Origin of the sequence: Neorhizobium lilium, assembly GCF_004053875.1 — a bacterium.
GTDB lineage: Bacteria > Pseudomonadota > Alphaproteobacteria > Rhizobiales > Rhizobiaceae > Neorhizobium > Neorhizobium lilii.
The window spans coordinates 602534-627112 of sequence record NZ_SBIP01000003.1; the positions used below are offsets into that span (position 1 = coordinate 602534).

19 protein-coding genes and 1 tRNA gene are annotated in these 24579 nt (G+C 59.5%); 13 read left to right on the forward strand and 7 right to left on the reverse strand.

The features are described 5' to 3' along the window. Nucleotides 1–112: 112 nt before the first annotated feature. The 5 genes from EPK99_RS15425 (at nt 113) to EPK99_RS15445 (ending at nt 6249) form a co-directional block, all read left to right on the forward strand. A complete protein-coding gene (locus EPK99_RS15425) occupies nt 113–1948 on the forward strand; it encodes a methyl-accepting chemotaxis protein (protein ID WP_128443964.1) in 1836 nt (611 codons plus the stop codon). A gap of 224 nt (nt 1949–2172) precedes the next feature. Next, nucleotides 2173–3270: a polyamine ABC transporter substrate-binding protein gene (locus EPK99_RS15430; RefSeq protein WP_128443965.1), complete on the forward strand. Its 1098-nt coding sequence runs from the start codon at nt 2173–2175 to the stop codon at nt 3268–3270. 71 nt (nt 3271–3341) lie between these two features. Beyond that, a complete protein-coding gene (locus tag EPK99_RS15435) occupies nt 3342–4499 on the forward strand; it encodes an ABC transporter ATP-binding protein (protein WP_128443966.1) in 1158 nt (385 codons plus the stop codon). A gap of 12 nt (nt 4500–4511) precedes the next feature. Continuing rightward, complete coding sequence (locus EPK99_RS15440; protein ID WP_128443967.1) at nt 4512–5429, forward strand: ABC transporter permease subunit; 918 nt, start codon at nt 4512–4514, stop codon at nt 5427–5429. Between the two features lies 1 nt (nt 5430). Continuing rightward, the gene (locus EPK99_RS15445) at nt 5431–6249 is read left to right on the forward strand and encodes an ABC transporter permease (protein ID WP_128443968.1); all 819 of its coding nucleotides are present in this window, start codon (nt 5431–5433) and stop codon (nt 6247–6249) included. A gap of 7 nt (nt 6250–6256) precedes the next feature. Here the strand turns inward: EPK99_RS15445 and EPK99_RS15450 are convergent, their stop codons facing one another. Further along, nucleotides 6257–8041 (reverse strand): AsmA family protein, encoded by a 1785-nt coding sequence (locus tag EPK99_RS15450; RefSeq protein WP_164901784.1) that lies wholly within the window; start codon nt 8039–8041, stop codon nt 6257–6259. 249 nt (nt 8042–8290) lie between these two features. On the opposite strand from EPK99_RS15450, the gene EPK99_RS15455 reads away from it, so the two are divergent. Then, nucleotides 8291–10243, forward strand: a complete 1953-nt coding sequence (locus EPK99_RS15455; RefSeq protein ID WP_128443970.1) for an acetoacetate--CoA ligase — start codon at nt 8291–8293, stop codon at nt 10241–10243. A 247-nt stretch (nt 10244–10490) separates the two neighbouring features. Here the strand turns inward: EPK99_RS15455 and EPK99_RS15460 are convergent, their stop codons facing one another. Continuing rightward, nucleotides 10491–14402: an ATP-binding protein gene (locus EPK99_RS15460; protein ID WP_128443971.1), complete on the reverse strand. Its 3912-nt coding sequence runs from the start codon at nt 14400–14402 to the stop codon at nt 10491–10493. A gap of 240 nt (nt 14403–14642) precedes the next feature. On the opposite strand from EPK99_RS15460, the gene EPK99_RS15465 reads away from it, so the two are divergent. Continuing rightward, nucleotides 14643–15089, forward strand: a complete 447-nt coding sequence (locus EPK99_RS15465) for a phasin family protein (protein WP_128444245.1) — start codon at nt 14643–14645, stop codon at nt 15087–15089. A 111-nt stretch (nt 15090–15200) separates the two neighbouring features. Then, nucleotides 15201–15277 (forward strand) — tRNA-His (locus tag EPK99_RS15470). 35 nt (nt 15278–15312) lie between these two features. Here EPK99_RS15470 and EPK99_RS15475 read toward each other — a convergent pair. Both EPK99_RS15475 and EPK99_RS15480 read right to left on the reverse strand, forming a co-directional pair. Beyond that, on the reverse strand, nt 15313–16278 hold the full coding sequence (locus EPK99_RS15475) for a magnesium and cobalt transport protein CorA (protein WP_128443972.1): 966 nt from the start codon (nt 16276–16278) through the stop codon (nt 15313–15315). Nucleotides 16279–16374: 96 nt separating this feature from the next. Next, nucleotides 16375–16848: a hypothetical protein gene (locus EPK99_RS15480; RefSeq protein WP_128443973.1), complete on the reverse strand. Its 474-nt coding sequence runs from the start codon at nt 16846–16848 to the stop codon at nt 16375–16377. Nucleotides 16849–17120: 272 nt separating this feature from the next. Here EPK99_RS15480 and EPK99_RS15485 point away from each other — a divergent pair, with 272 nt between their 5' ends. Next, entirely contained in the window at nt 17121–17354 is a 234-nt protein-coding gene (locus tag EPK99_RS15485; protein WP_425374210.1) for a helix-turn-helix domain-containing protein, read from the forward strand. A 97-nt stretch (nt 17355–17451) separates the two neighbouring features. On the opposite strand, the gene EPK99_RS15490 is transcribed toward EPK99_RS15485, so the two are convergent. Further along, nucleotides 17452–18351: a LysR family transcriptional regulator gene (locus EPK99_RS15490; RefSeq protein WP_128443975.1), complete on the reverse strand. Its 900-nt coding sequence runs from the start codon at nt 18349–18351 to the stop codon at nt 17452–17454. Between the two features lie 108 nt (nt 18352–18459). Between EPK99_RS15490 and EPK99_RS15495 the strand changes: the two genes are divergently transcribed. Next, nucleotides 18460–19956: a CoA-acylating methylmalonate-semialdehyde dehydrogenase gene (locus EPK99_RS15495; protein ID WP_128443976.1), complete on the forward strand. Its 1497-nt coding sequence runs from the start codon at nt 18460–18462 to the stop codon at nt 19954–19956. 399 nt (nt 19957–20355) lie between these two features. Here the strand turns inward: EPK99_RS15495 and EPK99_RS15500 are convergent, their stop codons facing one another. After that, nucleotides 20356–20622: a hypothetical protein gene (locus EPK99_RS15500; protein ID WP_128443977.1), complete on the reverse strand. Its 267-nt coding sequence runs from the start codon at nt 20620–20622 to the stop codon at nt 20356–20358. 151 nt (nt 20623–20773) lie between these two features. On the opposite strand from EPK99_RS15500, the gene rirA reads away from it, so the two are divergent. The 3 genes from rirA (at nt 20774) to EPK99_RS15515 (ending at nt 22798) form a co-directional block, all read left to right on the forward strand. Beyond that, nucleotides 20774–21259, forward strand: coding sequence for an iron-responsive transcriptional regulator RirA (gene rirA / locus EPK99_RS15505; protein WP_128443978.1), 486 nt, complete (start codon nt 20774–20776; stop codon nt 21257–21259). A gap of 158 nt (nt 21260–21417) precedes the next feature. Next, nucleotides 21418–21960, forward strand: coding sequence for a gluconokinase (locus tag EPK99_RS15510; protein ID WP_245582434.1), 543 nt, complete (start codon nt 21418–21420; stop codon nt 21958–21960). Between the two features lie 178 nt (nt 21961–22138). Then, a complete protein-coding gene (locus EPK99_RS15515; RefSeq protein ID WP_128443979.1) occupies nt 22139–22798 on the forward strand; it encodes a TetR/AcrR family transcriptional regulator in 660 nt (219 codons plus the stop codon). 248 nt (nt 22799–23046) lie between these two features. On the opposite strand, the gene EPK99_RS15520 is transcribed toward EPK99_RS15515, so the two are convergent. After that, complete coding sequence (locus EPK99_RS15520; protein WP_128443980.1) at nt 23047–24294, reverse strand: NAD(P)/FAD-dependent oxidoreductase; 1248 nt, start codon at nt 24292–24294, stop codon at nt 23047–23049. Nucleotides 24295–24579 lie beyond the last annotated feature (285 nt).

Here is a 24579-nt window from a genome sequence, read left to right on the forward strand (position 1 = left end):
TATTCATGACGTGTCATGCGGGTAAGCATTGACGAACGTCAAGTTTAGTAAATCTTCATCTTGCGAAGCGACAATTGGACGCATTGTCCCAAAGTCTTGAGAGATGTCGCTTATGAAGAAGCTTTTCCCCACCTCGGTCGTATCCCGCATCGTCATTCTTTGTCTTGTTCTGATTACCGGTGCCGTGATCGCCGTTGGCAGCTTGGCTTTCGTCAACGTACGCCGGGATATCATGGAAACAGCCAGTGACGATGCTCGCGACGCGATCCGGGCGATGGCGCTTCTTTACGAGCTGGAGCTTCCGGGCGCCAAGGTTGAGATCAAGGATAAACTGGTTGGCAAGGTGCTGAGGGGCGAGGGAGCCCTGAAGGATCACGATCTCGTCGACCGCGCGGCAAGCGCCATTGGCGGTGTCGCCACGGTGTTTGATAAACAGGGCAGCGACTATGTCCGCGTATCCACCAATGTGAAAACTGAAAAAGGCGAGCGCGCCGTCGGTACTAAGCTTGCGGTCGATCATCCTGCTCAGCCTCTTCTCGCCAGGGGGCAGGCCTATTTCGGTTCGGCCGTTCTCTTCGGCAAGGACTTCATGACCGGCTACCTGCCGATCACCGATACTACCGGTAACGTCGCGGGAGTATTGTTCATCGGGATACCAATGCAGGTCTATTTCGCTCATATTGCATCTGCCGGCTATGTCATCATCGGCACCTCGCTGATCGCGCTGCTGTTCATCGGGCTCGTGAGCTTTTTCGCGATCCGCGCGCTGATCCGCCCCCTCGGCATTCTGACGAACCGGGTTCGGGCTATGTCGGCGGGCGACAATGCTGCCGCCATTCCCTACGTCGCGCTGCCTAACGAATTCGGCAACATCGCCCGGGCCCTTGAAGTCTTCCGCGACAATGCGATCGAGAAGCAGCAGATCGAAAGCCGAAGTGCAGCCGAACGAACCCAAGCGGAAGCGGAACGCGAACGCAACGATCTGGAAAAGCAGCACGTGGATCGGCAGATCGACCTCGCCGTGAAGGAATTGGGTACGGCCCTCGCACGGCTTGCGCAGGGTGACCTCTCCGCCACCATCGAAACAGCCTTCTCAGGCCGCCTGGAAGAGCTGCGCAACGACTTCAACGCATCTATCATCGGCCTGCGCGATACGCTTTCGCAGATCCGAACGAGCACGCTTTCCATCCAGAAAAGCAGCGCGGAGCTGAGCCAATCCTCGCTCGAATTGTCGCGTCGCACCGAGACCCAGGCGGCATCGCTGGAAGAGACGGCCGCCGCGGTGGACGAAATCACCGTGACGGTCCGTTCTTCGGCGGAGCGGGCGCGCGAGGCCAACGATGCTGTCTTCTCGACCAAGAAAAGCGCCGACAGCTCCGGCGTGGTCGTCAAGAACGCGGTCGATGCCATGAGCCGGATCGAAGAAGCATCACAGAAGATCGAGCTCATCATCGAGGTCATCGACGAGATCGCCTTCCAGACCAACCTCCTGGCACTCAACGCCGGCATCGAGGCGGCGCGCGCGGGCGAAGCCGGCAAGGGCTTCGCCGTGGTTGCGCAGGAAGTGCGTGAGCTGGCGCAGCGCTCGGCCGGTGCCGCAAAGGAGATCAAGGACCTCATCAACCAGTCGAGCCACGAAGTCAGCGTTGGCGCCTCGCTGGTCCAGCAAGCGGGCAGTGTCCTTGCTTCCATCAGCCGGGAAATCACGGCTATCAGCCAGCATGTCGATACGATCGCGACCGCCAGCCAGGATCAATCGGCGGCTCTGCAGGACATTAACGGCTCCGTCAATAAGATGGACCAGATGACCCAGCAGAATGGCGCAATGGTGGGCCAGACCAGCGAAGCCAGCCGTCGTCTCGCCGGCGAAGCGGATGCGCTTCTGGCCCTCGTCCAGCGCTTCCGCATCGAAGCGGGGCGCCAAGCGCAGATGAGCCGCGCGGCCTGATTGGCTGCCGCTCCGGCAGCAGAGGCCGGGTTACGTAGTCGTCAAGTGAAAGAGGAGCCGGCGCTCATCCGCCGGCTCCTCCTTTCGTTCCGTCCGCCGGCATTTGCTGCGCTGCAGTTTCCCTCTTGTGGGCAGAAGCATTCCTTTCTACTCTCGCCTGAAAAGACGAAGGATTTTGCGCGCCGTTCACCGGCTGCCCGAAAAAGAGTGGAACAGGAGAAATCATGAAAAGCCAGTTGCTCAGGCTTGCTGCTGCATTTGCCGCGTCAGCCTTCGTCGCAGGAAGCGCACTTGCGCAGGAAAAAGTAGTCCACGTCTATAACTGGTCGGATTATATCGACGAATCCATCCTCACCGATTTTACCAAGGAAACCGGCATCAAGGTCGTCTACGACGTCTTCGACAGCAACGACATCCTTGAGACAAAGCTTTTGGCAGGTGGTTCGGGTTATGACGTGGTGGTGCCGACCGGCCCCTTCCTCGCCCGCCAGATTCAGGCCGGCGTATTCCAGAAGCTTGACAAGTCCAAGCTGCCGAACCTCTCCAATATGTGGCCCCAGGTCTCGGAACGGCTCGCCAAATACGATCCGGGCAACCAGTACGCCGTCAACTACATGTGGGGCACGACGGGCATTGGCTACAATGTCGACAAGGTGAAGAAGGCCTTGGGCGACGTTCCGATCGACAGCTGGGACATTCTGTTCAAGCCGGAAAATGCCAAGAAACTGAAATCCTGCGGCATCAATATCCTCGACGCCTCTGACGAGACGTTTGCGATTTCCATGAACTATGTCGGCAAGAACCCCGACAGCAAGGAAACCAAGGATCTGGAAGCCGGCGGCAAGGTCTATTCCGCCGTTCGTCCCTTCGCCAAGACCTTCAACTCCTCGGCCTATATCGACGATCTCGCCAATGGCGACATCTGCATCACCATTGGCTGGTCGGGCGACATTTTGCAGGCGAAGAACCGTGCGGCGGACGCCAAGAACGGGGTGAACATCCAGTACGTGATCCCCAAGGAAGGGACGTATATGTGGTTCGACAATCTGGCGATCCCGGCGGACGCCAAAAATGTCGATGAGGCTCATGCGTTCATCAATTACCTGATGAAGCCGGAGATCATCGCCAAGGCGTCCAACTACGTTCAGTATGCCAACGGCAACCTTGCTTCGCAGAAGTTCATCGACAAGGAAATCCTGGACAACCCTTCGGTCTATCCGACCGAGGAGGTGACGAAGAAGCTCTTCACCATCTCGCCCTACGGACCGAAAGAACAGCGCGTGCTGAACCGGATCTGGACGCAGATCAAGACCGGAAACTGATCGAAAAGGGGCAGATGGAAACATCTGCCCCGCTTTTTTAATGCGGTTTCTCGGCAGGCTGGGGCGACGGGATGGCAAAGACACTTGGACCGGTAAAACGTAAATTCTCTCCGTGGACCGATCCGTCGGCCGTTCCCTTCATCCGCTTCGAGAACATCACCAAGCGGTTCGGCAATTTCGTCGCGGTCGACAATCTCACCCTCGATATCTACGAGCGGGAGTTCTTCTCGCTGCTGGGGCCGTCCGGCTGCGGCAAGACGACCTTGATGCGCATGCTGGCGGGCTTCGAGGAGCCGACTGAAGGCCGGATCCTTCTGCAGGGAAAGGACATTCGGGGCGTACCGCCCTATCGCCGGCCCACCAACATGATGTTCCAGAGCTATGCGCTGTTTCCGCATATGACGGTGGAAAAGAACGTCGCGTTCGGGCTGGAGCAGGACAAACTGGCGAAAGGCGAAATCGCGGCGCGCGTCGAGGAAATGCTGAAGCTCGTCAAGCTGGAGGACTTCGCCAAGCGCAAGCCGAACCAGCTCTCTGGCGGGCAGAGGCAGCGCGTGGCGCTTGCCCGCTCGCTGGCCAAACGCCCGCAGGTTCTCCTCCTCGATGAACCTTTGGGCGCGCTCGACAAGAAGCTGCGGGAGGAGACCCAGTTCGAGTTGATGGACATCCAGACCAATCTCGGCCTGACATTCCTGATCGTCACCCACGATCAGGAAGAAGCGATGACCGTCTCGGACCGGATCGCGGTCATGGACAAGGGCGTCATAGTCCAGGTGGCGACGCCGGCCGAAATCTACGAGGCGCCGAACAGCCGCTATGTTGCGGACTTCATCGGCGACATCAATATCCTCGAAGGAACGGTGATGGCGACGGATAGCGGGCTTGGCGCGCCAGGTGCCATCCGCATCGAATGCGATGGCATCCAGGTGGCGGTCGATCAGGAGTGCCAGGCCGCAACCGGCGACAAGGTCGCCTTCGCCGTGCGCCCTGAAAAGGTCCGTATTTCACCCGACCAGCCTGCAGATACCTCCATCAATGCCGTGCATGGCGAGGTCTGGGATATCGGCTATCTCGGCGACTTCTCCGTTTTCATCGTCAAGCTGGACGACGGTCGCGTCGTGCGCGCCGCACAGGCCAATGTCTCTCGTCTGGTCGATCGGCCGATCACCTTCGGCGACATGGTGTGGCTTACCTGGCCGCTCGATGCCGGCCTCGTGCTGACGCGGTGAGGGGGAGGCAAGATGGCAGCTGTTCAGGACATAGACACGCAAGATAAAGGCGGCCTTGGCCGCCTGCTGGTCGCTGGTCTTCCCTATCTCTGGCTGCTGCTGTTTTTTGCCGCGCCGTTTTTCATCATCTTCAAGATATCGCTCTCGGATACGGCCATCGCCTTGCCGCCCTACACGCCGGTGTTCGAAGGCTTCGGCGCGATCGGGGATTTCTTCTCGCAGCTGGATTTCGAGAACTATATCTTCCTGACCGACGATCCCCTCTATGTGACGGCCTACCTGTCATCGCTGCGGATTGCCGCAATTTCCACCGTCCTGCTGCTTCTGATCGGTTACCCTATCGCGCTTGCCATGGCGCGGGCTCCGGGTTCGATCCGCCCGACGCTGGTCATGATGGTCATCCTGCCATTCTGGACATCCTTCCTGATCCGCGTCTATGCCTGGATCGGCATCCTGAAGCCGGATGGGCTTTTGACGCTCCTCCTGCATGGCGTCGGGCTACTTGGGCCGGAGGAGCAGGTGCAGATCTTCCGGACGGACACTGCCGTCTTCATCGGCATCGTCTACTCCTACCTGCCGTTTATGGTGCTGCCGCTCTATTCGGCGCTGGAGAAGATGGACAACACGCTTCTGGAAGCGGCCAACGATCTCGGCTGCCCGCCGCTCAAGGCTTTCTGGCGAATCACATTCCCGCTTTCGCTGCCGGGCGTTATTGCCGGATCGATGATCTGCTTCATTCCGATCACCGGCGAATTCGTCATTCCGGACCTTCTCGGAGGAGCCGACACGCTGATGATCGGCAAGACGCTGTGGACGGAATTCTTCGGCAATCGCGACTGGCCGCTTGCCTCGGCGGTCGCCGTGGTCCTGCTTATCTTTCTGGTCATCCCCATCATGATTTTCCAGAACCAGCAGAAGAAGGTCGCGTAAGATGAAGTCTTCCCGTTTCGACGTGACCGTGCTGACGCTGGGCTTTGCCTTCCTCTACATCCCGATTGTCATCCTGATCGTCTATTCCTTCAATGCGTCCAGGCTGGTTACGGTCTGGGGCGGGTTTTCTCTTCAGTGGTATCAGACCATGTGGTCGAACCAGGGGCTGATGGATGCCGCCTGGGTCACTGCACGGGTCGGCGTCCTCAGTGCATCGGTCGGCACTGTTCTCGGCACCATGGCTGCCCTGGCTTTGGTCCGCTACGGCCGGTTCCCGGGCCGGATGATATTCTCCGGCATGATCTATGCCCCTCTTGTCATGCCGGAGGTTATTACGGGTCTGTCCATGCTTCTGCTGTTCGTGGCGCTCGGGGTGGACCGCGGATTCTGGACGGTGGTGATCGCGCATACGACTTTTACCATGTGCTATGTCGCAATCGTCGTGCAGTCTCGCCTGCTGACCTTCGACCGGAGCCTGGAAGAGGCGGCGCTGGATCTCGGTTGTCCGCCGGTCAAAACTTTTTTCCGGATCACATTACCGCTAATTTTTCCGGCCGTCATCGCCGGCTGGATGCTTGCCTTCACCTTGTCGCTCGACGACCTGGTGATTGCGAGCTTTACCACCGGCCCCGGCGCAACCACGCTGCCGATCAAGATCTATTCGCAGGTAAGGCTTGGGGTAACGCCGGAAATCAATGCGATCTGCACCATCCTCATCGCTCTCGTGACGATCGGCGTGATCATCGCCTCGATCAGCACGAAGCGGACAGAGCTGCGCCGGCTGCAGGACGAACACCTGGCCCTGCGTACTCCAGCCTGACATGGGACTACTCGGCCGGCCTCGGCTCGGTCTGGGGCAGCGGCCAGATGACCGGGTCTGGCCATGAGCCGCCGATGAAGAAGCCGGAAGGTGCCGTCGAAGCGTTTCCGGTCGGATGTATGGTCGAGGAAAGCGCCAGGCTGTTGTTTACATAGGGGACGATACCGGCAAGTTGGATGGTTTCGCTGGCCGTTGTAATCTCGCCTTTGATTATTTCTGCCGAACCTTCCGCCAGGTTCGCGTTTAGCTCCACGGACTGGAACTCGAGAGCTCCCTTCGCCGCCTCGCTGAAAGGGAAATAGGGTTTGCGTGCCGACAGTTCGCGGATGGCGGAAAGGTTGAGGCCCGGAAGAATGCCAGGGCCGCTGGTAAAGAGGACCGTTCCTTTGGCATTGCGCCAGGCGGCAGGTGTCAGCGGCTTTGCCACATCGAGTGCGATTTCCATGGAGCCGGTTGCAGCCGGCAGAGGGCCCTGAAACTGCAGCCGTCGGGCGATGCTGCCGAAATCCGCATTGTGGATCATCAGCCGCAGGGCAAGCGCGCCCTCTCCGCCGTCCTTGATGGTCGCGACGCGCCCGGTCAGACGCCCGGATTCGAAATCGCTGTCGAGAATATCGAGGCGGGTCTGCTCGCCGACATTCATGATGCCGAGCGCCAGCTCATCGAGTTCGAAGGGGCCGACAGTGGCGTGCTGCGCCGAAAGTCTGACGTCGAGTTCGAGGTTGCTGCGGAGCCGCCGCGCATCTTCGCCGCCATCGATCATGCTTGGCCCGAGCGTTCGCAAGAGCGGCGAGAAGTCGATATCGCCAATGGCAAGCGTCCCTGTAAGGCGCGGCCGCTTTCCCTCCTCCCGCGTCAGATCGAGAATGCCGCTCGCCTCCACCCCGTTCAGCCCCAGCGTCAGGCTTTCAAACCGCATCGCGTTCTCGTTGCTGGCCAGCTTGGCCTGAAGCGAAAGCGTCCGGAGCTCTGTGGTAGCGGGGAGATCGACATCGACCCAGGAGAGAAACGAAGGAAAATCAGAGGTCGAGAGTGCAATATAACCGGAGAGGAAGCCATGGGAAGCAAGGTCGGTGACACCGTTGAAGCTGCCGCTGAAAAGATCGGATTGCACCTTCACCACCGTTTCGGCGCTTCGTCCCGAAAGCAGCAGCAGCGGTTGCGGCGTCCCGATGTCGAGATCCAGCGGTCGCCCGTGGAAACTCGCCCGCCCTTGCAGGCGCATTCCCCGCGAGAGGGATGGCCAGTCAAGGCTGCCTTCGATGCCCTCCAGGCGCACTCTTTTGCCATCGGTAAGATTGGTGACCTCAAGCATGCCGCCCCGGATCTTCACCTCGCCTATGTTGGCATCGGAAGCAGCGTCGAGAATCTGCTGGTCCCCGCTTGTCTGTACATTTCTGACGGCCTGACTGAGCAATCCGCTATTGGTCCAGTCCAGGCGGCCATCCGCTTCCCGGACCACGAAGATCTGCGCGTCGGTCAGCCGGAAATCCTTGAACTGCGGGTCGCCCCTAAGCGCCTCCAAAAGATCGAAACCCGCCGAAAGCCGGCCGACATGGCCGAGCACTCGCTCGCTGCCATCCTCGACCGTTTTGCGGATCGTCACGTCGCGGAGCGTGATCCGCGGCTTTGGCCAGAAGCGGATGTCGGCGGGTCCTGCAATGCTGACGCTGTGGCCGGTCCAGCGGGCCACAGCCCGCTCCATATTCTGGCGGACGAGAGAGGAGGAGATCAGGCTAGGGGCGACGACCTGGAAAATGACGAACAGGGCAAGGACAACGGCTGCACCCACAATGACGCGCTGCCACCCTCGACCAAGAGGGAGCCATAGCTTTCTCCGAAAATCTCCTAAGCGAGGGGTCAACATTGAAAACGCGATATAGGAAATGAAGATGGCGCGCAAATGGACGATAGCTGGTCGCGCGACTGCTCTTTATGCGCCTGATCGACTTGCTATACAAATCAGTAGCGGGTCGCCTTGCGGCGGTGAGTCTATCGTTAAGCGTATATCCCGCGAGGATTGTTCGGGAGGAGCAGTTGCATGGGCATTGAGCAGCCGTTGTGGATTCCCTCCGGGGAGGCGAGCCGCCGAACGCCGCTCTACCAGTTCATGGGCTGGTGTGCCGAACGTTATGGGAAGAGCTTCTCCGGCTACGATGCCTTTTATGAGTGGTCGATCGCGGAACGTGCCGACTTCTGGTCCGGCATATGGGCGTTCTGTGGCGTCAAGGGCGAACGGGGCGTGCCCGCACTCGTCAACGGCGAGGACATGCTGGGCGCCCGCTTCTTTCCCGACGCGACGTTGAACTTTGCCGAAAACCTTCTTTTGGGCTCCGGGGAGGGCGATGCGCTCATCTTCCGTGGCGAGGACAAGGTCCGTTATAGCTGGTCCTGGGACCGCCTCCGGTCGGAGGTATCGCGCCTGCAGCAGGCCATGAGCGGCTTGGGGATCGTCAGCGGCGACCGCGTTGCCGCCATGATGCCTAACATGCCCGAGACCATAGCCTGCATGCTGGCCGCCGCATCGCTCGGTGCCATCTGGTCGTCCTGCTCGCCGGATTTTGGCGAACAGGGCGTTCTCGACCGCTTCGGCCAGATCGGCCCCAAGCTCTTCATCACCTGCGACGGCTACTGGTATAACGGCAAGCTGCAGGATGTATCGGCCAAGGTGAGGGCGGTTGCCGACGTGCTGAAGGCGCCGGTTCTGGTTATCCCTTACGCGGGCGATGCGCCGACGCTGGCCGCTTCGCTAGGCGATGGGCGCACACTCGACGCCTTCACGTCCCCCTACCAGGAACAGGCTCTGCGCTTCGAGCCGTTGCCCTTCTCGCATCCGCTCTACATCCTGTTTTCCTCCGGCACGACGGGCGTGCCGAAATGTATTGTCCATTCCGCCGGCGGCACATTGCTGCAGCATCTGAAGGAGCATCGGCTCCACTGCAGCCTGGAGCCCGGCGAAAAGCTCTTCTACTTCACCACCTGCGGCTGGATGATGTGGAATTGGCTCGTATCGGGTCTCGCGGTGGGCGCGACCCTGTGCCTGTTCGACGGGTCGCCCTTCGCGCCCGATGGCAATGTTCTGTTCGATTATGCGCAGGATGAGAAGATCGCCGTCTTCGGGACATCCGCGAAATACATCGACGCTCTGCGCAAGAGCGGGATCGTGCCGAGGCAGAGCCACGACCTGTCGGCGCTGCGGCTGCTGGCGTCGACCGGGTCGCCTCTGTCGCCGGAGGGCTTCTCCTTCGTCTATGAAGGCATCAAAAGCGATATCCATCTTGCCTCCATCTCCGGCGGGACGGACATCGTATCCTGCTTCGTGCTCGGCAATCCGCTGAAATCCGTCTGGCGCGGCGAGATCCAGGGGCCGGGCCTCGGGCTTTCCGTCGACGTGTGGGACGACGACGGAAAGCCGATGCGCGGCGGGAAGGGGGAACTCGTCTGCACCAAGGCGTTTCCCTCCATGCCCCTGATGTTCTGGAACGATCCGGACGGACAGAAATATCGTGCGGCCTATTTCGAGCGCTTCGACAATGTCTGGTGCCATGGCGATTTCGCCGAGTGGACGGAGCATGGCGGCATCGTCATCCATGGACGCTCGGACGCCACCCTCAATCCCGGCGGAGTGCGCATCGGGACGGCTGAGATCTACAACCAGGTGGAACAGATGCAGGAGGTGGCCGAGGCAATCTGCATCGGACAGGATTGGGATGACGACGTGCGCGTCATCCTCTTCGTGCGTCTGGCCAATGGCCTGGAACTGGACGAGGCGCTGAGGCAATCCATCAGGACGCGAATCCGAACCGGTGCCTCGCCCCGGCATGTGCCCGCCAGGATCGTACAGGTGAGGGACATTCCGCGCACCAAGTCCGGCAAGATCGTGGAATTGGCGGTCCGCGACGTGGTGCATGGTCGATCCGTCAAGAACAAGGAAGCGCTTGCCAATCCGGAGGCTCTCGATCTCTTCAAGGATTTGGAAGACCTGAAGAATTGATAGAAGGTGAGGTCTGTTGTCTCGTTTTGGGACAGGAGATATTGCCTGTCCGCAAAGGCCCGGCGGCTTTAACCACCTGTTAATCCGATGTGGTCAAAAATGGAGCAACATGGGCGGATCTCGTGTAGGGGATATGAGAAGCCGATAGCTTCCCTCAGACATGATGTCTTCCACCAATCGTTGGACAGCATTAAAACTTAAAAGGCAGCCCCAGGCTGCCTTTCTTTTATGCGCATCCCTGACCGCTCTAATTAGCGAGCACCCGCTGCGGCGGGAAGGTGATCTCCACGAGAGTTCCTTCGTTCGGAGCCGAATTGATCGCGAAGCTGGCGCGGTTTGCGTCCACCATGGCTTTTGTCAGCGGGAGCCCGAGGCCTGTGCCGTCGCCACGCTTGCGGGCGGTCCCGGCCACCTGGCGGAATGGCTTCATCGCAAGCTCCAGTTCCGCCCGCGTCATTCCGATCCCGGTATCCCTAATCCTGAGCGCCACGGTTCCATTGGCCTCATAGGCCGTCGATACCACGATCTGGCCGCCGGACGGTGTAAACCGTATGGCATTGGACAGGACGTTGAGCACGATCTGCTTGATCGAACGGATGTCGGCCACCACCTGAGGCACCGCGTTCGACAAGGCCGTGCGGATGATGACCCGCTGGTTGTTTGCCTGTGGCTGCACAAGCGACACCGCCTCCGACACCGTCTCGTTCAGCCCGACAGCGATGAAGTCCATCTCCATCTCGCCCGCCTCGATCTTCGAGATGTCGAGAAGGTCGTTGACGATATCGAGGACGTGACGACCGGAGCGGTTGATGTCGTTTGCATATTCGATATAGCGCGGATGACCGATCGGCCCGAACCGCTCGCTCGCCATCATGTCGGCAAAGCCGATGATCGCATTGAGCGGCGTGCGGATTTCGTGGCTCACATGGGCGAGGAATTCGCTCTTGTGCGCATTGGCGGTTTCGGCCGCCCGCTTGGCAGTGCGCAATTCCTCTTCCGTCCGCTTCCATTGGGTAATGTCGCGGATCACGGCGCAATAGCCGTTGGACGAGGTCAGTTTTCCGATCGTCATGAACAGAGGCAGGAAGCCTCCCGATGCCTCGCGCCCGATCACCTCGCGCCCGTCGTTGAGAACGCTTGCAACGCCGTGGCCGGAAAGTCCGGACAGATAATCGAGGATTGCCCTCTGGCTCTCATGTGCGAAGAGCACCACGAAAGGCTTTCCGTTGATCTCTTCATTATCGTAGTTGAAGAGGCCGCTCGCGGCGCGGTTCATGGAGCGGATACCGCCGGTTTCGTCGATGATCACCACGCCATCCGTCGCCGTTTCGAGGATGGCGCGTAGCTCTTCGACCTCGACCTGCAGGCGTGCCAGTTGGCCGGCCTGCCGGGCCGGCTGCAGAGGTATCACTCCGGCCTCGTCTTCCGTGCCGGCGGATTGCGGCGTGGCTGCAGCCGCAACGGGCATCAGCGCCAGCATCAGGGCAGTGGCGTCATCCCAGCGCACTGACTGCAGTCGTGCGGAGACGGGTATGATGGCATCGTCGGCCCGCACGACCACCATGCCGCTGGCTTCGGAGGTCTTGTCCTCAAGGTCCTGCCGCTGCAGCAGCGCGTCGAGACCGCCCACATCCGCAAGCTCTTCGATCGTCTGGTAGCCGGTGAGCTTCAGGAACTCCGGATTGCCGTGAATGAGGCTATCGCCATTGTGTACCAGCAGCGCCACCGGCATCTGATCGATGATCTCTGCCGACAGCCCGATCCGCTCGCGGATAGGGATCATCTGGCCGAGCAGTTCGCGGTCGGATAATGGAGGCTCTTCCTCTGTGTCTACGGCAGCGTCTGGCTCGGTTTCATCCGCGGGCGGAACTTCATTTATGTTCGCGGCATGGAACTCAGGGGCGGCGTCCGCCGGCATTGCGGCCTCTTCCGGGGTGACTGCCGGCTCAGGTTGGGCAGTGCTTTCCTCGGGCGCTTGTTCTTCGGTTTCTACCTGGTCTGCGTCAAGGACGACGTCCTCGGCGCTGGCCGAAACGTCACGCTCTTCTTCTGCCGCTTCGATTTCTTCGGCGGGAAGCTCCGGCTCCTGAACGATCTCCACGTCCTGCGGCAGAGCTTCTGGAGCCTCCACTACAGAAGCCGCCTCCAGCAGTTCGGCTTCGGCCTCGCTTGCAGGCTCCATACCTTCGTCCGATTCCATTCCATCCTGGTCATCGGGTCCGATGAACCGGTCGAGTTGCCGGGCAATCTCTCGGAAGGCCGCCTGTTCGCCGGGCGACAGCCTCGATCGCCGTTCTTCGAGCTGGATCACCTTGTCGGAATAACGCCGGCCAGCCGTCGGAACCAGGCGCAGGGCAGGGCGCTCCCCAGCAGGCCAGTCGAGGGGTTCCGCTGCGTCGCCACCGGTTGCAGCGTCACCACTCGTGGTCTCGTCGCCAATATCGCTGGTCGGTGCCTCCGGCTCGAAATGTTCGGGCTCCCCGCCTTCTAGCGCGCGGTCCTCGATCAGATCGACAATGTCCTCCGCCGCCTGTTCTGGCGGCTGCTCATCCAGAAGGACATCCACGCTCTCCCGGTCGGGAATAAGGATCTCCTCATCGACGCTGTCCCGCGCCTCACCTTCGGTTTCGGGGACGAGGTCTTCCTGCGTCTGCGGCAAAAGGGAGAGCCCAACAGCGTTCGGATCTTCCGCAGCATCGGCGATCCGCACGATGCCGAAGCCGCGGAATCCGTCGAATTCGCGGGTGCGCGTATAGGTGGGCAGGGCGGCGAGATCGACCGGCACGTTCAGCGATGTGCCTTCCACCGGCCACCATATGGTCTTGCCCGACCAGGTATCGCGCTTGTTGAGAAGTTCGGTGATCTTGCCGTCCGGATCGAGATGGAAAAGCGCGGCGAGATCGGAAAAGGCCATGCCTGTCACATCCGCGGCATGCGGTCCGACTGCGGTGGCAAATTCCTTGGAAACCTCGGTAAACTGGCCGTTCGCGTCGATCTTCCAGACGAAACGCAGAGCCCGGGCGTCGCGCTGGAATACGAAGCCTTCGACTGTCGCATTCACCGGTTCATCCGTGGGATTGACATCTGCCGAAACCGGGTCGGACGCGGCATTCTCGGGCTCGGGAGTGGGATCTGCGTCCGGCGCCTCCTCGGTGGTCGATGGTGCCGCAGTGTCGATGGCAGGCTCGATCGCATCTGCATCGACGGCTTGAACCGCGCCGTCGACAACGTCTTCGATCGGATCTGCGCTGGGATCGAGTACTTCCGGAGGGGCGGACACCTCGGCTACGGTCTCGGTAGCCACGGCGTGTGCCTCCGGCACGTCGCCCTCGCCGACAGGCTCCTCCACCATAAGCAGGATTTCTTCTTCCAGCTCAGGCGCCTCTTCGATTTCCGCGACGGCGTCTATGGCATCCGCAAAATCATCCCGGATGCCGGCACTATCGTCGCTCGGCTGCTCTTCAGTGGTCGGTATAGGGCCGTTTGAAACGCTGTGCGAGGTCGTATCCACGGTGAACAGAAGGAACAGGGCGGGCTCGTCCGACGGCATGCCGATAGCGGCAGGCAGATAGCCCTTGATGGTGGGGATCGGCCGTTTGATCAGCCGCCCCCGATCGGCACTTGCAGCTTCCGCCAGCGCTTTCGCCGTTGCGGGGGAAATCTCCAGACCTGCGAATTCACCGGAGGCGGCGATCACGGCGCCGTCTTGCCCGAGTACGGCCATGTGGGTTTCCGGATCGTCGAACCCTTCGATCATCCGCGCGGCGCGGGCAGCGTCGCTAAGCTGTTTTGTCTCCACTGCGGCGGTAAACAGAACCGTTGCTTCGCCTTGCACTTCGATGAGTTCGCAACGGGCCTGAATGGCGAGACGCTGGAAGCCTGAGGTGACGCGGATCGTGACATGGCGCACATCGCCCTTGGCGGAAAGCTGCCGGGCTGCTGCCTCGATCTGGCGGAAGGCCACATCCAGCCGGTTGGGTCCTTGATCCAGGAAGTCGTAGATCGACGGAAAGCCGAAAAGACTGGCACCGACGCCATTGGCCCAGAGCGGGGCCTGCATGTTAGGCGAAAACAGGACCACGGCTTCGCCCGCGGTAAAATGATCCCGCACGCTTTCGTGCACAGCTATATCGATGAATGGGTATTGAACTGCTGGCATGGACGACCTGTCGGTGAAACCGGCATGGAGTGAAAAATTAACTGATCATTAATAACCCGCCGTCCCATCAGGGTCCACCTGAACGCCTGCCAAACCGGCAACAGGGTTAACATCCCCGCTGATTGTGCATCGCACAACAAACATTGCAACGCACAAGAAGAAAGTCTATATTTGTGGCACTGGAACTTCGAAGCTGCCTGTTTTGGCGCCGAAGGTGACGCCGACGGAGGATTGACTGCGATGGCATACCGGACTGAAGATATGTTCTCCTTTTCTGCTTTTGACCCAGCCAAGTTCACCGAAGGTTTTCGTGATCTGGCCGAAAAGGGAGCAAGCCAGACGCACGAAGCCTACATTAAGATGAAGGCGGCGGCAGAGGAAGCTACCAAAACGGCTGAATCCACAATGCAGTCTGCTCAGGCGGGAAGTATGGAACTCGGCATCCAGACGATTGAAGCCTTGCGCACCACCGCCGACATGTCGCTTTTGCACATGGAGGCCTTGATGGGCGTCAAGTCGGTTTCCGAACTCGTCGAACTGCAGACGTCGTTTCTTCGGCGCCAGGCGGAAATGACGGTCGCCCAAGCCAAGGCAATCCAGGAATCGGCGCTCAAGCTAGCCGACACCGTCGCGAAGCCCGGCAAGGACGCCGTGGAAAAAGCCATGGGAAACGTCAAGGCGTCCTGATCGGCACTCGTCTGGCGGATCTTCGGGAATGGCCTTTTCTAATCGGAAGGGGCTTGCATAATCCGCCTGATCGCCGTATTGGGACCACCGCAGCGTCAGACGCTGTTTTGTGCGGTTGTAGCTCAGTTGGTTAGAGCGCAGGTTTGTGGCACCTGAGGTCGGAGGTTCGAGACCCCCCAACCGTACCATTTCCATTCCATAAGTGTTTGAAGCTGCTGCTGGCTCACAGCCAGCCGGCGCGTTTGAAGCGTCCGAACAGGAATGTGCACAAGAGCAGAATGACGCCCAGCACCACGTAATAGCCATGCTCCGTCTTGAGCTCCGGCATGTTCTCGAAATTCATCCCGTAAATGCCGGCAATGGCCGTCGGCACCGCCGCGATCGCCGCCCAGGCCGCTAGCTGTCGAGTGATCGCACCCTGGCTTTGCTGCTCAAGCAGGTTGCTGGCCTCGAATACCGACGTGATCACGTCCTTCAAGCCGCTCACCATGCCATCCACCCGGCGGACATGGTCGTAGACGTCGCGGAAATATTTGCGTGTCTCATCGTCGATGCAGGGCAGGTCGAGATTGTTCAGCTTGCCGCAGACTTCGGTCATCGGCCCCAGCACGCGTTGGAAGCGGATCAACTGCCGGCGCAACCGGAACAGGCGCTTGATTTGTTCGCGGCCAAGAACAGCGTCCAGCATATGCTGTTCCATCTCCAGAACCCGGTCCTCCACCGTTTGCACCACCGGCAGATAGCCATCGACGATGAAGTCGAGAACGCCGTGCAGAACATAATCCGGACCCTTCTTGAGGATCTGCGGAGCGGTTTCGAGCCTCTGCCGCAAGGCGCTGTGGCCGCGGTCGGAGCCGTGGCGCACGGTGATGACATGATGGGGACCGATAAAGATGGCGGTCTCGCCATATTCTATGGCGTCGCCATCCAGATGGGCTGTCTTGGCAATGATGAAGAGCTGGTCGTCGTAGATATCGACCTTCGGCACCTGCTTTGCTGCAAGCGCATCCTCGATAGCGAGGTCATGCAGCTTGAATATCTTCTGAAGCCCGACAAGCTCCTGCTCCACAGGGTCGTGGAGTCCGATCCATACGAAGGATTCCGGATCGTCGGGAACTGTATCCCGGCCGGCCTCGAAGGCGGCACCTCGCTTGCCTTCGTGATACACATATGACGCGACAATGCTCATGGCTCAGTAACAATCTGGAATCTGCTTGCGGGGGCGGGAATTGGGGTCAGGACCTACTGAATTCAACCAGGAACCACCGGCTGTAAACCTGTTGTCTCAGGCGTGGTAGAACTTTTTCCCTTCGGCAAGTCTGGACGCCTTCTGGAATATTTGAGCCAGCCTCAGACGTTCCTCGCCAAGGTTGAGAATAGCGCGATCGACTGTCCGGATCCTGGCGATGTCGACGCGGCCACGAAAGGCGCTGTGCTCGGAGTCCGGGGCGGGCCGCAGTATGATGGGGTCACCGATATTGTCCTGGAAGTGGGCGAGGGTGATACCGGCCTTGACGAGCAGCGAGCGTATATTCGGCCGGTTCTCTGTGGCGATCACCACGCGGAAGGCATTGACGAAAGCGTCTTTCCCAACCGGAAGCTCATTGCTGTCCAGTATGCTGTTGCCGATCTCATGCTCCCGCAGGAAAATGAGATGGATATCCACCAGATGATGGGCCGCTTCCAGCACGTCGGCATCCGTCTGCATTTTTGACGCGTCTTCAGCGATGTTGCCCCAGAATGCCGACATATGGCGCATGATAGGTCCTCGATTTGGCGACAAGAGAACGCGCGGCGGGGCGAATTGGTTCGCCCCGATCAACAAAGCGTTGGAAAAGAGGCTAAAGAGGGTACGGAATCGGACAATTCTTTGTGCGGTGCAATATAAGCTATTGCCGCCGCCACAGGATTGTCTATTTAATGCGCAGCGGGATGCCTACCGTATAGGCCATCCAAGTCTTGGGCCGCAGCCCATCCCTTCGTCTGCCTCCAAGGCAGGTTTATCTGGAAGGAACGACAATGACTGTTTCTATGAAAAATTTTCATGCCTCGTCTGAAAACACGCTCGCACCGAACCAGGTCGCGGTGCTGGTTGCGGAAGCCCGTCAGGCAGCTGGCTATAGCGTCGAGGATCTTTCGGTCACCACCGGCCTCGTCAATGACGAAATCGTCAGCATAGAGAACGGCACGGATCTCGATCCGGGCAAACTGAAGCGGGTTGCTGCTGCGTTGAAAGTGCCGGTCGGCACGCTCCGCCACGCCTGATCCGCTAAAGATTTTCGCCCGACTGAAGGGCGAAGCTCCTATGCTTGCTGGCCGGTTTCCCTGGGGGAGCCGGCCGCATGCGTTTTAGACAGCCGGATTAGAGTGTATCCGTGTCGAAGACGAAGATATTCCGCTCCTCCTCGACCAGCTCCTTCAGAAATTCCACGACGATTTTCAGACGAAGGAGATCCCGCGTGGTTTCGTGATAGGTCGTCCAGTAGGATCGCCTGATCACCGTTTGTGGCAGGATGCGCACCAGTTCCGGATATTGCCTTGCCACATAATCATGCAGGATGCCGATACCGGCCCCAGAGCGGACCGCCTCGGTCTGCCCGGTCGCACTCGATATCTCGAAACGGGCATTCCAGTTGCGCATGATCTCGCCGGTAAAGTCGAGCGAGGGCGAGAAGATCAGGTCTTCCACATAGCCGATACGGGAATGGTCGATCAGGGCCTCGATCGTCTTTGGTTCGCCGAATTCCGACAGGTAATTGCGGGCCGCATAAAGGCCGAGTGTATAGTCCGTCAGCCTGGAGGAAACGAGGCGTCCCTGGTCCGGCCGTTCGATGGTGATCGCTACATCCGCTTCCCGCTGGGATAGGGAAAATGAGCGGGGCACCGGAACGAGCTGGACCTTGAGTTCCGGATGCCGCCGGGTGAGACGGCCGAGGCGGGAGGCAAGAAACGAGACGCCGAACCCGTCGGGCGCCCCGATCCGGACCGTGCCGGCGATGGCAGCGTCGATGCGGCCCATGCTCGCCTGAACATCAAGCATCTCTGCTTCCATCCGCTCGGAAGCCCGCAGGAAAGCCTCGCCCTCGACGGTCAGAATGCAGCCATTCGTTCGGCGGATGAGCAGCCTGGTGCCAAGGCTGTCTTCCAGCGCCGTGATCCTTCTCCCGAGCGTCGCGTGATTGATCGCTAGCCTGCGTGACGCGGAAAGAATCTGCCCGGCCCGAGCCACGGCGAGAAACAGACGAACGTCATCCCAATTCATGGCAGCATCCTGATGTCGAAAAACGCACAACGGATGCGTAAACAACGGCGTTGCGTTGTGCAATAACAGGGTTATCCTCCCATCAACGAAAATCGGGAGAATATTTTTATGCGCGAGATCGGACATTTCATCGGCGGCAAGCGCGTTGCCGGCACCAGCGGCCGCACCGCGAACGTTTTCAATCCGGCCACTGGCGAAGTTCAGGCGGTTGTCTCACTCGCCGGCGTTTCCGAGATCCGCGCCGCGGTCGAAAACGCCAAGGAGGCGCAGCCGAAATGGGCCGCCACCAATCCGCAGCGCCGCGCTCGCGTGTTCATGAGGTTCGTCGATCTGCTCAACAAGAACATGGATGAGCTGGCGACGCTGCTGTCCAGTGAACACGGCAAGACTGTCGAGGACTCCAAGGGCGATATCGTACGCGGTCTGGAAGTCTGCGAATTCGTGATCGGCATACCACATCTTTCCAAGGGCGAGTTTACCGAAGGCGCCGGCCCGCAGATCGACATGTATTCCATCCGCCAGCCTGTCGGGATTGGCGCCGGCATCACGCCGTTCAACTTCCCGGGCATGATCCCGATGTGGATGTTTGCGCCGGCGATCGCCTGCGGCAACGCCTTTATCCTCAAGCCGTCCGAGCGCGATCCGTCCATGCCGATTCGTCTGGCCGAACTGATGATCGAGGCCGGCTTGCCGGCCGGCATCCTCAACGTCGTCAATGGCGACAAGGCTGCGGTAGATGCGATCCTGACAGATCCGGATATCGGCGCGATCTCCTTCGTCGGTTCCACGCCGATTGCCCGCTACGTCTATGGCACTGCGGCCATGAACGGAAAGCGCGCCCAGTGCTTCGGCGGCGCCAAGAACCACATGATCATCATGCCGGATGCGGACCTGGACCAGGCGGTCAATGCCTTGATGGGTGCCGGCTACGGCTCGGCCGGCGAGCGCTGCATGGCCGTCTCCGTCGCCGTACCGGTGGGCGAAGATACGGCCAATCGGCTCGTGGAAAAGCTGACGCCAAAGATCGAGTCCCTGCGGATCGGGCCATACACCGATGACAAGGCCGATATGGGCCCCGTGATCACCAAGGAGGCGCAGGCGCGCATCAACGGCCTGATCGGCAAGGGCGTCGAAGAGGGTGCAAAGCTGGTGGTGGATGGTCGCGGGTTCAAGCTTCAGGGCTATGAGAACGGCTATTTCGTCGGCGGCTCACTGTTCGATCACGTGACGCCGGAGATGGAAATCTACAAGACGGAGATCTTCGGACCGGTTCTGTCCGTCGTTCGGGCGCAGAACTACGAAGAGGCCCTGTCGCTGCCGATGAAGCACGAATACGGCAACGGCGTCGCGATCTTCACACGCGACGGCGATGCTGCACGTGATTTCGCAAGCCGCATCAATATCGGTATGATCGGCATCAACGTGCCCATCCCGGTGCCGCTCGCTTATCACTCCTTCGGCGGCTGGAAGGCGTCCTCATTCGGCGATCTCAACCAGCACGGTGCGGACTCGATCAAGTTCTGGACTAGGACGAAGACCATCACCGCCCGCTGGCCTTCGGGCATCAAGGACGGGGCCGAATTCGTCATGCCGACGATGAAGTGAGATCGAGCCCGGGGAAGTGATGTCAAGCATGGGAGGGGCCGGGATACCGGCCTCTCTCTGTTTTACCCGCTGCAACCTGCCATTGACGCGAGGGAATCCCACTCTACTTTAGCCGGTTGAGTAGGAGTGGGAGTTCTGTTCAATGGTGTATGAGTGGGACGTCAAGCGAGCCCGCCGCTCGCGGTTGACGAAAAGGAGCATGGCTTTGCTTGCCATCCTCCTGACGGCCGGGATCGCGGTCTGGATCGTCATGAACTTCGGCTTTTACGTATAGGTGTCGATTGATCCTACAGCATGTCGCGCAAAAGTGTGTAAAAGTGTGTATCGGTTTTGCGTCAACGACATGCGATAAAACAAGGCTTAAAGCGTGGAAAGCGAATCTGACAGATCGCGACACCCTCAGCGTTCAAGCCCGAGCATGGACCTGAACATCCGCGAAATGGACATGTAGTTCGGCGGCTCTTTGCCGATTGCCAGATAGCCCGATTCAGTCAAAGAGAAGCGGCGGCCTCTCGATGTGTCCCGATATATGATGTACTGCATGCTGAACGCGCGATTAAGGGCTGGTGCCATCTGGGTGCTCCATTCGACATCGCTTGCCGGGACGCGCGAGGCGCCGGCATTGTACAAAATCAGAAGAACCTCATGCAGATCGTCGGCAACCATCGTTCATTTTTACATGGAAGTCGGAGGCTGACTAGGCGCGAAAATAACTCCATGTCGCCCCGCGCAAACTTGAGCAGCATTTTCTTATTTTGGAATTGTTCAAAACTGCTTGAGCCTTTATATAAGCGGTCTAAGAGACCGGGAGACGATGATGCGTTTGACCAAGCAGACCAATTACGCTGTGCGCATGCTCATGTATTGCGCAGCCAATGAAGGCTATCTGAGCCGCATCCCGGAAATCGCCCGCGCCTACGGCGTTTCCGAACTTTTCCTGTTCAAGATTCTCCAACCCTTGAACAAGGCCGGTTTGGTGGCGACGGTGCGGGGCCGCAATGGCGGCGTCAAGCTCGGCCGGCCCGCCGACCGCATTACCCTGTTCGATGTCATCAAGGTCACCGAAGACAGCTTCGCCATGGCCGAATGCTTCGAAGACGGGGCGGTGGAATGCCCGCTGGTGGATAGCTGTGGCCTGAATGCCGCCTTGCGCAAGGCGCTCAATGCCTTCTTCGACGTTCTGACGGAATATACGATCGACGACCTCGTCAAGGCGCGTCCGCAGATCAATTTCCTGCTGGGAATCGATACTGTCAATCTGCCCAGGGTCAACTTGCCGAAGGTTGCCGCACCGGCCGCCTGAAACCCTCAGCCAGACCAAGCTTGAATGCCGGCGGATCGCCGGCATTTTTGTTTGTGCAGGCGCCGGCTAAACCTTTCCGAGCCTCCGCCCGCTGTTGACATCCCTGGCCGTTTCGGCCCCTCTGCGGCAAAACAGGCATTTGCAATCGGGAGTCGGAGATGGAAAAGCGGTCAGCCAAGGCAGTCGTCGTCATGGGAGTGAGCGGGGCCGGCAAGACCTCGATAGCAGCAAACCTCGCCAAGCGTCTGGGATGGATCTTCGTGGAAGGCGACCGGCTTCATCCCCAGGCCAATATCGACAAGATGGCTCATGGCGTTCCGCTGACGGATGACGACCGCTGGCCTTGGCTCGATGCCATCGGAGGCGAGCTTGCAGCGGCCAAGGCAAGGGGCGAAAGCATCGTCGCCACCTGCTCTTCGTTGAAGCGAAGCTATCGCGAGCGGTTGCGGACAGCCAGCCAAGGTCCCCTGTATTTTGTTTTCCTCGATGGATCGGAAGCGCTTCTCTCCGTACGGATGGGAGAACGAAAGGGCCATTTCATGCCGGCCTCGCTTTTGCATAGCCAACTTGCCACGCTGGAATCGCCGCAAGGCGAGGAAGGCGTCGTGACCGTCGATATAGATGCATCCATAGACTTGATCGTTGACAGTGCACTCACCGGATTGGAAAATCTTTGGCGGGCCGAAGAAAACAGGCTTTGACCGATCGCCATCGACTTTGGCGGAACCTGCCTGCTGCGGCTTGTTATTTAAAATTATCTGCCCTCGTGATCTGAAATTCTTCCTTGCACGTATAAAGCCGCAAATTTAAAGTGAATCCGTTCCGACCGAGCTTTCGTTGCCGGCGCGGGGGGTGGCTGTGCGAGGAGACGAAAGTAGAATGCAGGATTACAGTAATGGCAATGCCGGCTTGTTGCTTCGCCGCGTGCCAAAGCAGGAAAGAAGCCGCGAGCGCATTGACGAGATCCTGAAGGTCTCGATGGAGCTTATCGGTCAAAAGGGAATAGATGCAGTCACGATGAAGGAGATCGCGGCGCTCTCGGGCGGCCCGATTGCTTCCGTCTACCAGTATTTTCCGAACAAGTCAGCCATCATTGCCATGCTGCATGAACGCTATGTGGATGATGTCCGTTTGACTGTCGCGGGCTACACATCCATGATCGCGTCCGCCGATGAGGCGCTTGATGTAGCGGAAAAGCTTTTCGACTTTTATTATGTGAGAATGCGCGAAAAGCCCGCCACTCAAGACCTTATCAACGCGATCCAGGCGGACAAGACGCTGGCCGAGCGGGACATTAATGAAATCCGCTTCCAGTCGGAGCTTCTGTTTGAAAACACGAAACAGTTCGTGTTGGAGCCGCTGAAGGATAGCTATCGAAACACGCTTTTCCTGATGTTCAACATGGCCGCAGCTACCCTTCGCCTTGCGCTGATGGTGCCGGCCGAGGAGGCGGGAAAAATCGTTGCGCAATTCAAATCGGTCGTCCGTGTACAGGCTTCCTATTATTTCACTGGCCGCTACCCGGAAGCTTCCGCCTAAATAGACTAGAGTGTGTCCGGGCTAAATTGAACCGTTCTGCCGAAGATAATGGCGGAAAAGCACCCGGCCTTTCGGGTTGGCTGAAGCGGGTCATCGTTCGGCGGGCAATCGATTCACTGGATCGATTGCTTGTTCGTCTCACTGTCGAGCGGCTTGGCCGTATGCGACGGCTACGACTCGCCGCCGCTCTCCTCGCATCTGCTCCCGCTTGAGCCAACAGAACTGTTTCTATTTAGCCCGGACACACTCTAGGCGCCGAAGCGTTCGGGCCGATAGGCTGAGATATCGATCAGCGTCTTCTCGCCGGTAATGGCCTCGGCGATAATCTGACCCGTCACCGGGCCAAGCGTGAGGCCATGATGCGCGTGGCCAAAGGCGAACCACAGGCCTTCGTGGCGCGGCGCCTTGCCGATGACCGGCATCATGTCCGGCGTGCAGGGGCGGGCGCCCATCCACGGCTCCTGGTCGAGACGTTCTGCCAATGGAAAGATGCTGCGGGCCACCGCTTCGGCGCGCTCCAGTTGCACGGGCGTTTTCGGCGCATCGCGACGAGCGAACTCCGCACCGGTGGTCAGGCGAATACCCTGGTTCATCGGCGCCAGGAAATAGCCGCGCTCGGCATCCATGGTCCAGCCATTCAGCTTGGCATTGCCTTTGGCGGCATAGTGCATGTGATAGCCGCGCTTGACGCCGACGAGGAAATTATAGCCGAGCGGCTTGGTGACCGTGTCCGACCATGGGCCAAGCGCCACCACCACGTCCTTGGCTTCCACCGTGCCGTCGGCGACGACGACGCGCCAGCCGGTCTTTGTCTGCGACAGGGTCTTCGCATCGCCCTTCATCACGCGACCGCCCAGCTTCTCGAACAGCGCGACATAGGCCTTCGTCAGCGCCAGCGGGTCCTTGACCGACCACGGGTCTTCCCACTTCAGCCCGCCGACGAAATCCGTCGAAAGGTTCGGTTCCTGCTCGGCGATATCGGCAGCGGACAGCTCCTTGAAGGCGACGCCGTATTCCCGCTTCAGCCGGTCCGCCTCACGGATTTCGCTGTCATGCTTGGCGCGGGTGCGGAAGACTTCGGTCCAGCCGTTCTTGGCGATCAGCGCTTCCGCACCGGCCTCCTCGATCAGCTCGTTGTGCGTGGAGATCGAGTGCTCGATCAACGGCGCATAGGCTCGGGCGATCAACTGATGCCGCGTCAGGTTGGAATGCCACCAGTATTTCGCCAGGAAGGATGTGACGGAGGGGATAGCCTTCCAATGATAATGAGCATCGATGCGATTGTTGAGCGCATAGCGCAGGATCATGCCGAATTGCTGCGGAAAACCGTAGGGCACGACGCCTTCGCGCTGGATCAGGCCGGCATTTCCGTAGGAGGTCTCGAGGCCCGGCTCTTTCCGGTCGATGAGAACGACCGATTTACCGCGCCGGGCGAGTTGCAATGCCGTCGATACCCCTACGATGCCGGCTCCCAGCACGATCGCATCTGCTGCCATGATTTTCCCGTCCAGTCTTGAAGTCTTTTTGGATGCCTGACCATGCCGCTGCCGATGCTGCGGTGCAAATGAAAAATCATCGAATGCCTATGGATTCTCTATTTCTGCGCAGGCCGGCACCAATCGAAAGCCTATGCGGCAACCGCTATCTTGGGTGTGCATCGGCTTCGATGCCAGCTCTGCGACATCTCGTCGCCGGAGCCGCCACATTCAGCACGGAGAGAACTCGTGTACGGTCGTCAAGACACATTCAATCGAACCCGGCTTGCGCAACACGCGCGGCCT

Excerpts from the sequence above, each read along its gene's own strand:
- EPK99_RS15465 (WP_128444245.1), top strand. The coding sequence starts at position 14,643 with ATGGCATACCGGACTGAAGATATGTTCTCCTTTTCTGCTTTTGACCCA.
- EPK99_RS15510 (WP_245582434.1), top strand. The coding sequence starts at position 21,418 with ATGGAAAAGCGGTCAGCCAAGGCAGTCGTCGTCATGGGAGTGAGCGGG.
- EPK99_RS15435 (WP_128443966.1), top strand. The coding sequence starts at position 3,342 with ATGGCAAAGACACTTGGACCGGTAAAACGTAAATTCTCTCCGTGGACC.
- EPK99_RS15500 (WP_128443977.1), bottom strand. The coding sequence starts at position 20,622 with ATGGTTGCCGACGATCTGCATGAGGTTCTTCTGATTTTGTACAATGCC.
- EPK99_RS15515 (WP_128443979.1), top strand. The coding sequence starts at position 22,139 with ATGCAGGATTACAGTAATGGCAATGCCGGCTTGTTGCTTCGCCGCGTG.
- EPK99_RS15425 (WP_128443964.1), top strand. The coding sequence starts at position 113 with ATGAAGAAGCTTTTCCCCACCTCGGTCGTATCCCGCATCGTCATTCTT.
- EPK99_RS15480 (WP_128443973.1), bottom strand. The coding sequence starts at position 16,848 with ATGCGCCATATGTCGGCATTCTGGGGCAACATCGCTGAAGACGCGTCA.
- EPK99_RS15520 (WP_128443980.1), bottom strand. The coding sequence starts at position 24,294 with ATGGCAGCAGATGCGATCGTGCTGGGAGCCGGCATCGTAGGGGTATCG.
- EPK99_RS15460 (WP_128443971.1), bottom strand. The coding sequence starts at position 14,402 with ATGCCAGCAGTTCAATACCCATTCATCGATATAGCTGTGCACGAAAGC.
- EPK99_RS15445 (WP_128443968.1), top strand. The coding sequence starts at position 5,431 with ATGAAGTCTTCCCGTTTCGACGTGACCGTGCTGACGCTGGGCTTTGCC.
- rirA (WP_128443978.1), top strand. The coding sequence starts at position 20,774 with ATGCGTTTGACCAAGCAGACCAATTACGCTGTGCGCATGCTCATGTAT.
- EPK99_RS15475 (WP_128443972.1), bottom strand. The coding sequence starts at position 16,278 with ATGAGCATTGTCGCGTCATATGTGTATCACGAAGGCAAGCGAGGTGCC.
- EPK99_RS15430 (WP_128443965.1), top strand. The coding sequence starts at position 2,173 with ATGAAAAGCCAGTTGCTCAGGCTTGCTGCTGCATTTGCCGCGTCAGCC.
- EPK99_RS15485 (WP_425374210.1), top strand. The coding sequence starts at position 17,121 with ATGAAAAATTTTCATGCCTCGTCTGAAAACACGCTCGCACCGAACCAG.
- EPK99_RS15490 (WP_128443975.1), bottom strand. The coding sequence starts at position 18,351 with ATGAATTGGGATGACGTTCGTCTGTTTCTCGCCGTGGCTCGGGCCGGG.
- EPK99_RS15440 (WP_128443967.1), top strand. The coding sequence starts at position 4,512 with ATGGCAGCTGTTCAGGACATAGACACGCAAGATAAAGGCGGCCTTGGC.
- EPK99_RS15455 (WP_128443970.1), top strand. The coding sequence starts at position 8,291 with ATGGGCATTGAGCAGCCGTTGTGGATTCCCTCCGGGGAGGCGAGCCGC.
- EPK99_RS15495 (WP_128443976.1), top strand. The coding sequence starts at position 18,460 with ATGCGCGAGATCGGACATTTCATCGGCGGCAAGCGCGTTGCCGGCACC.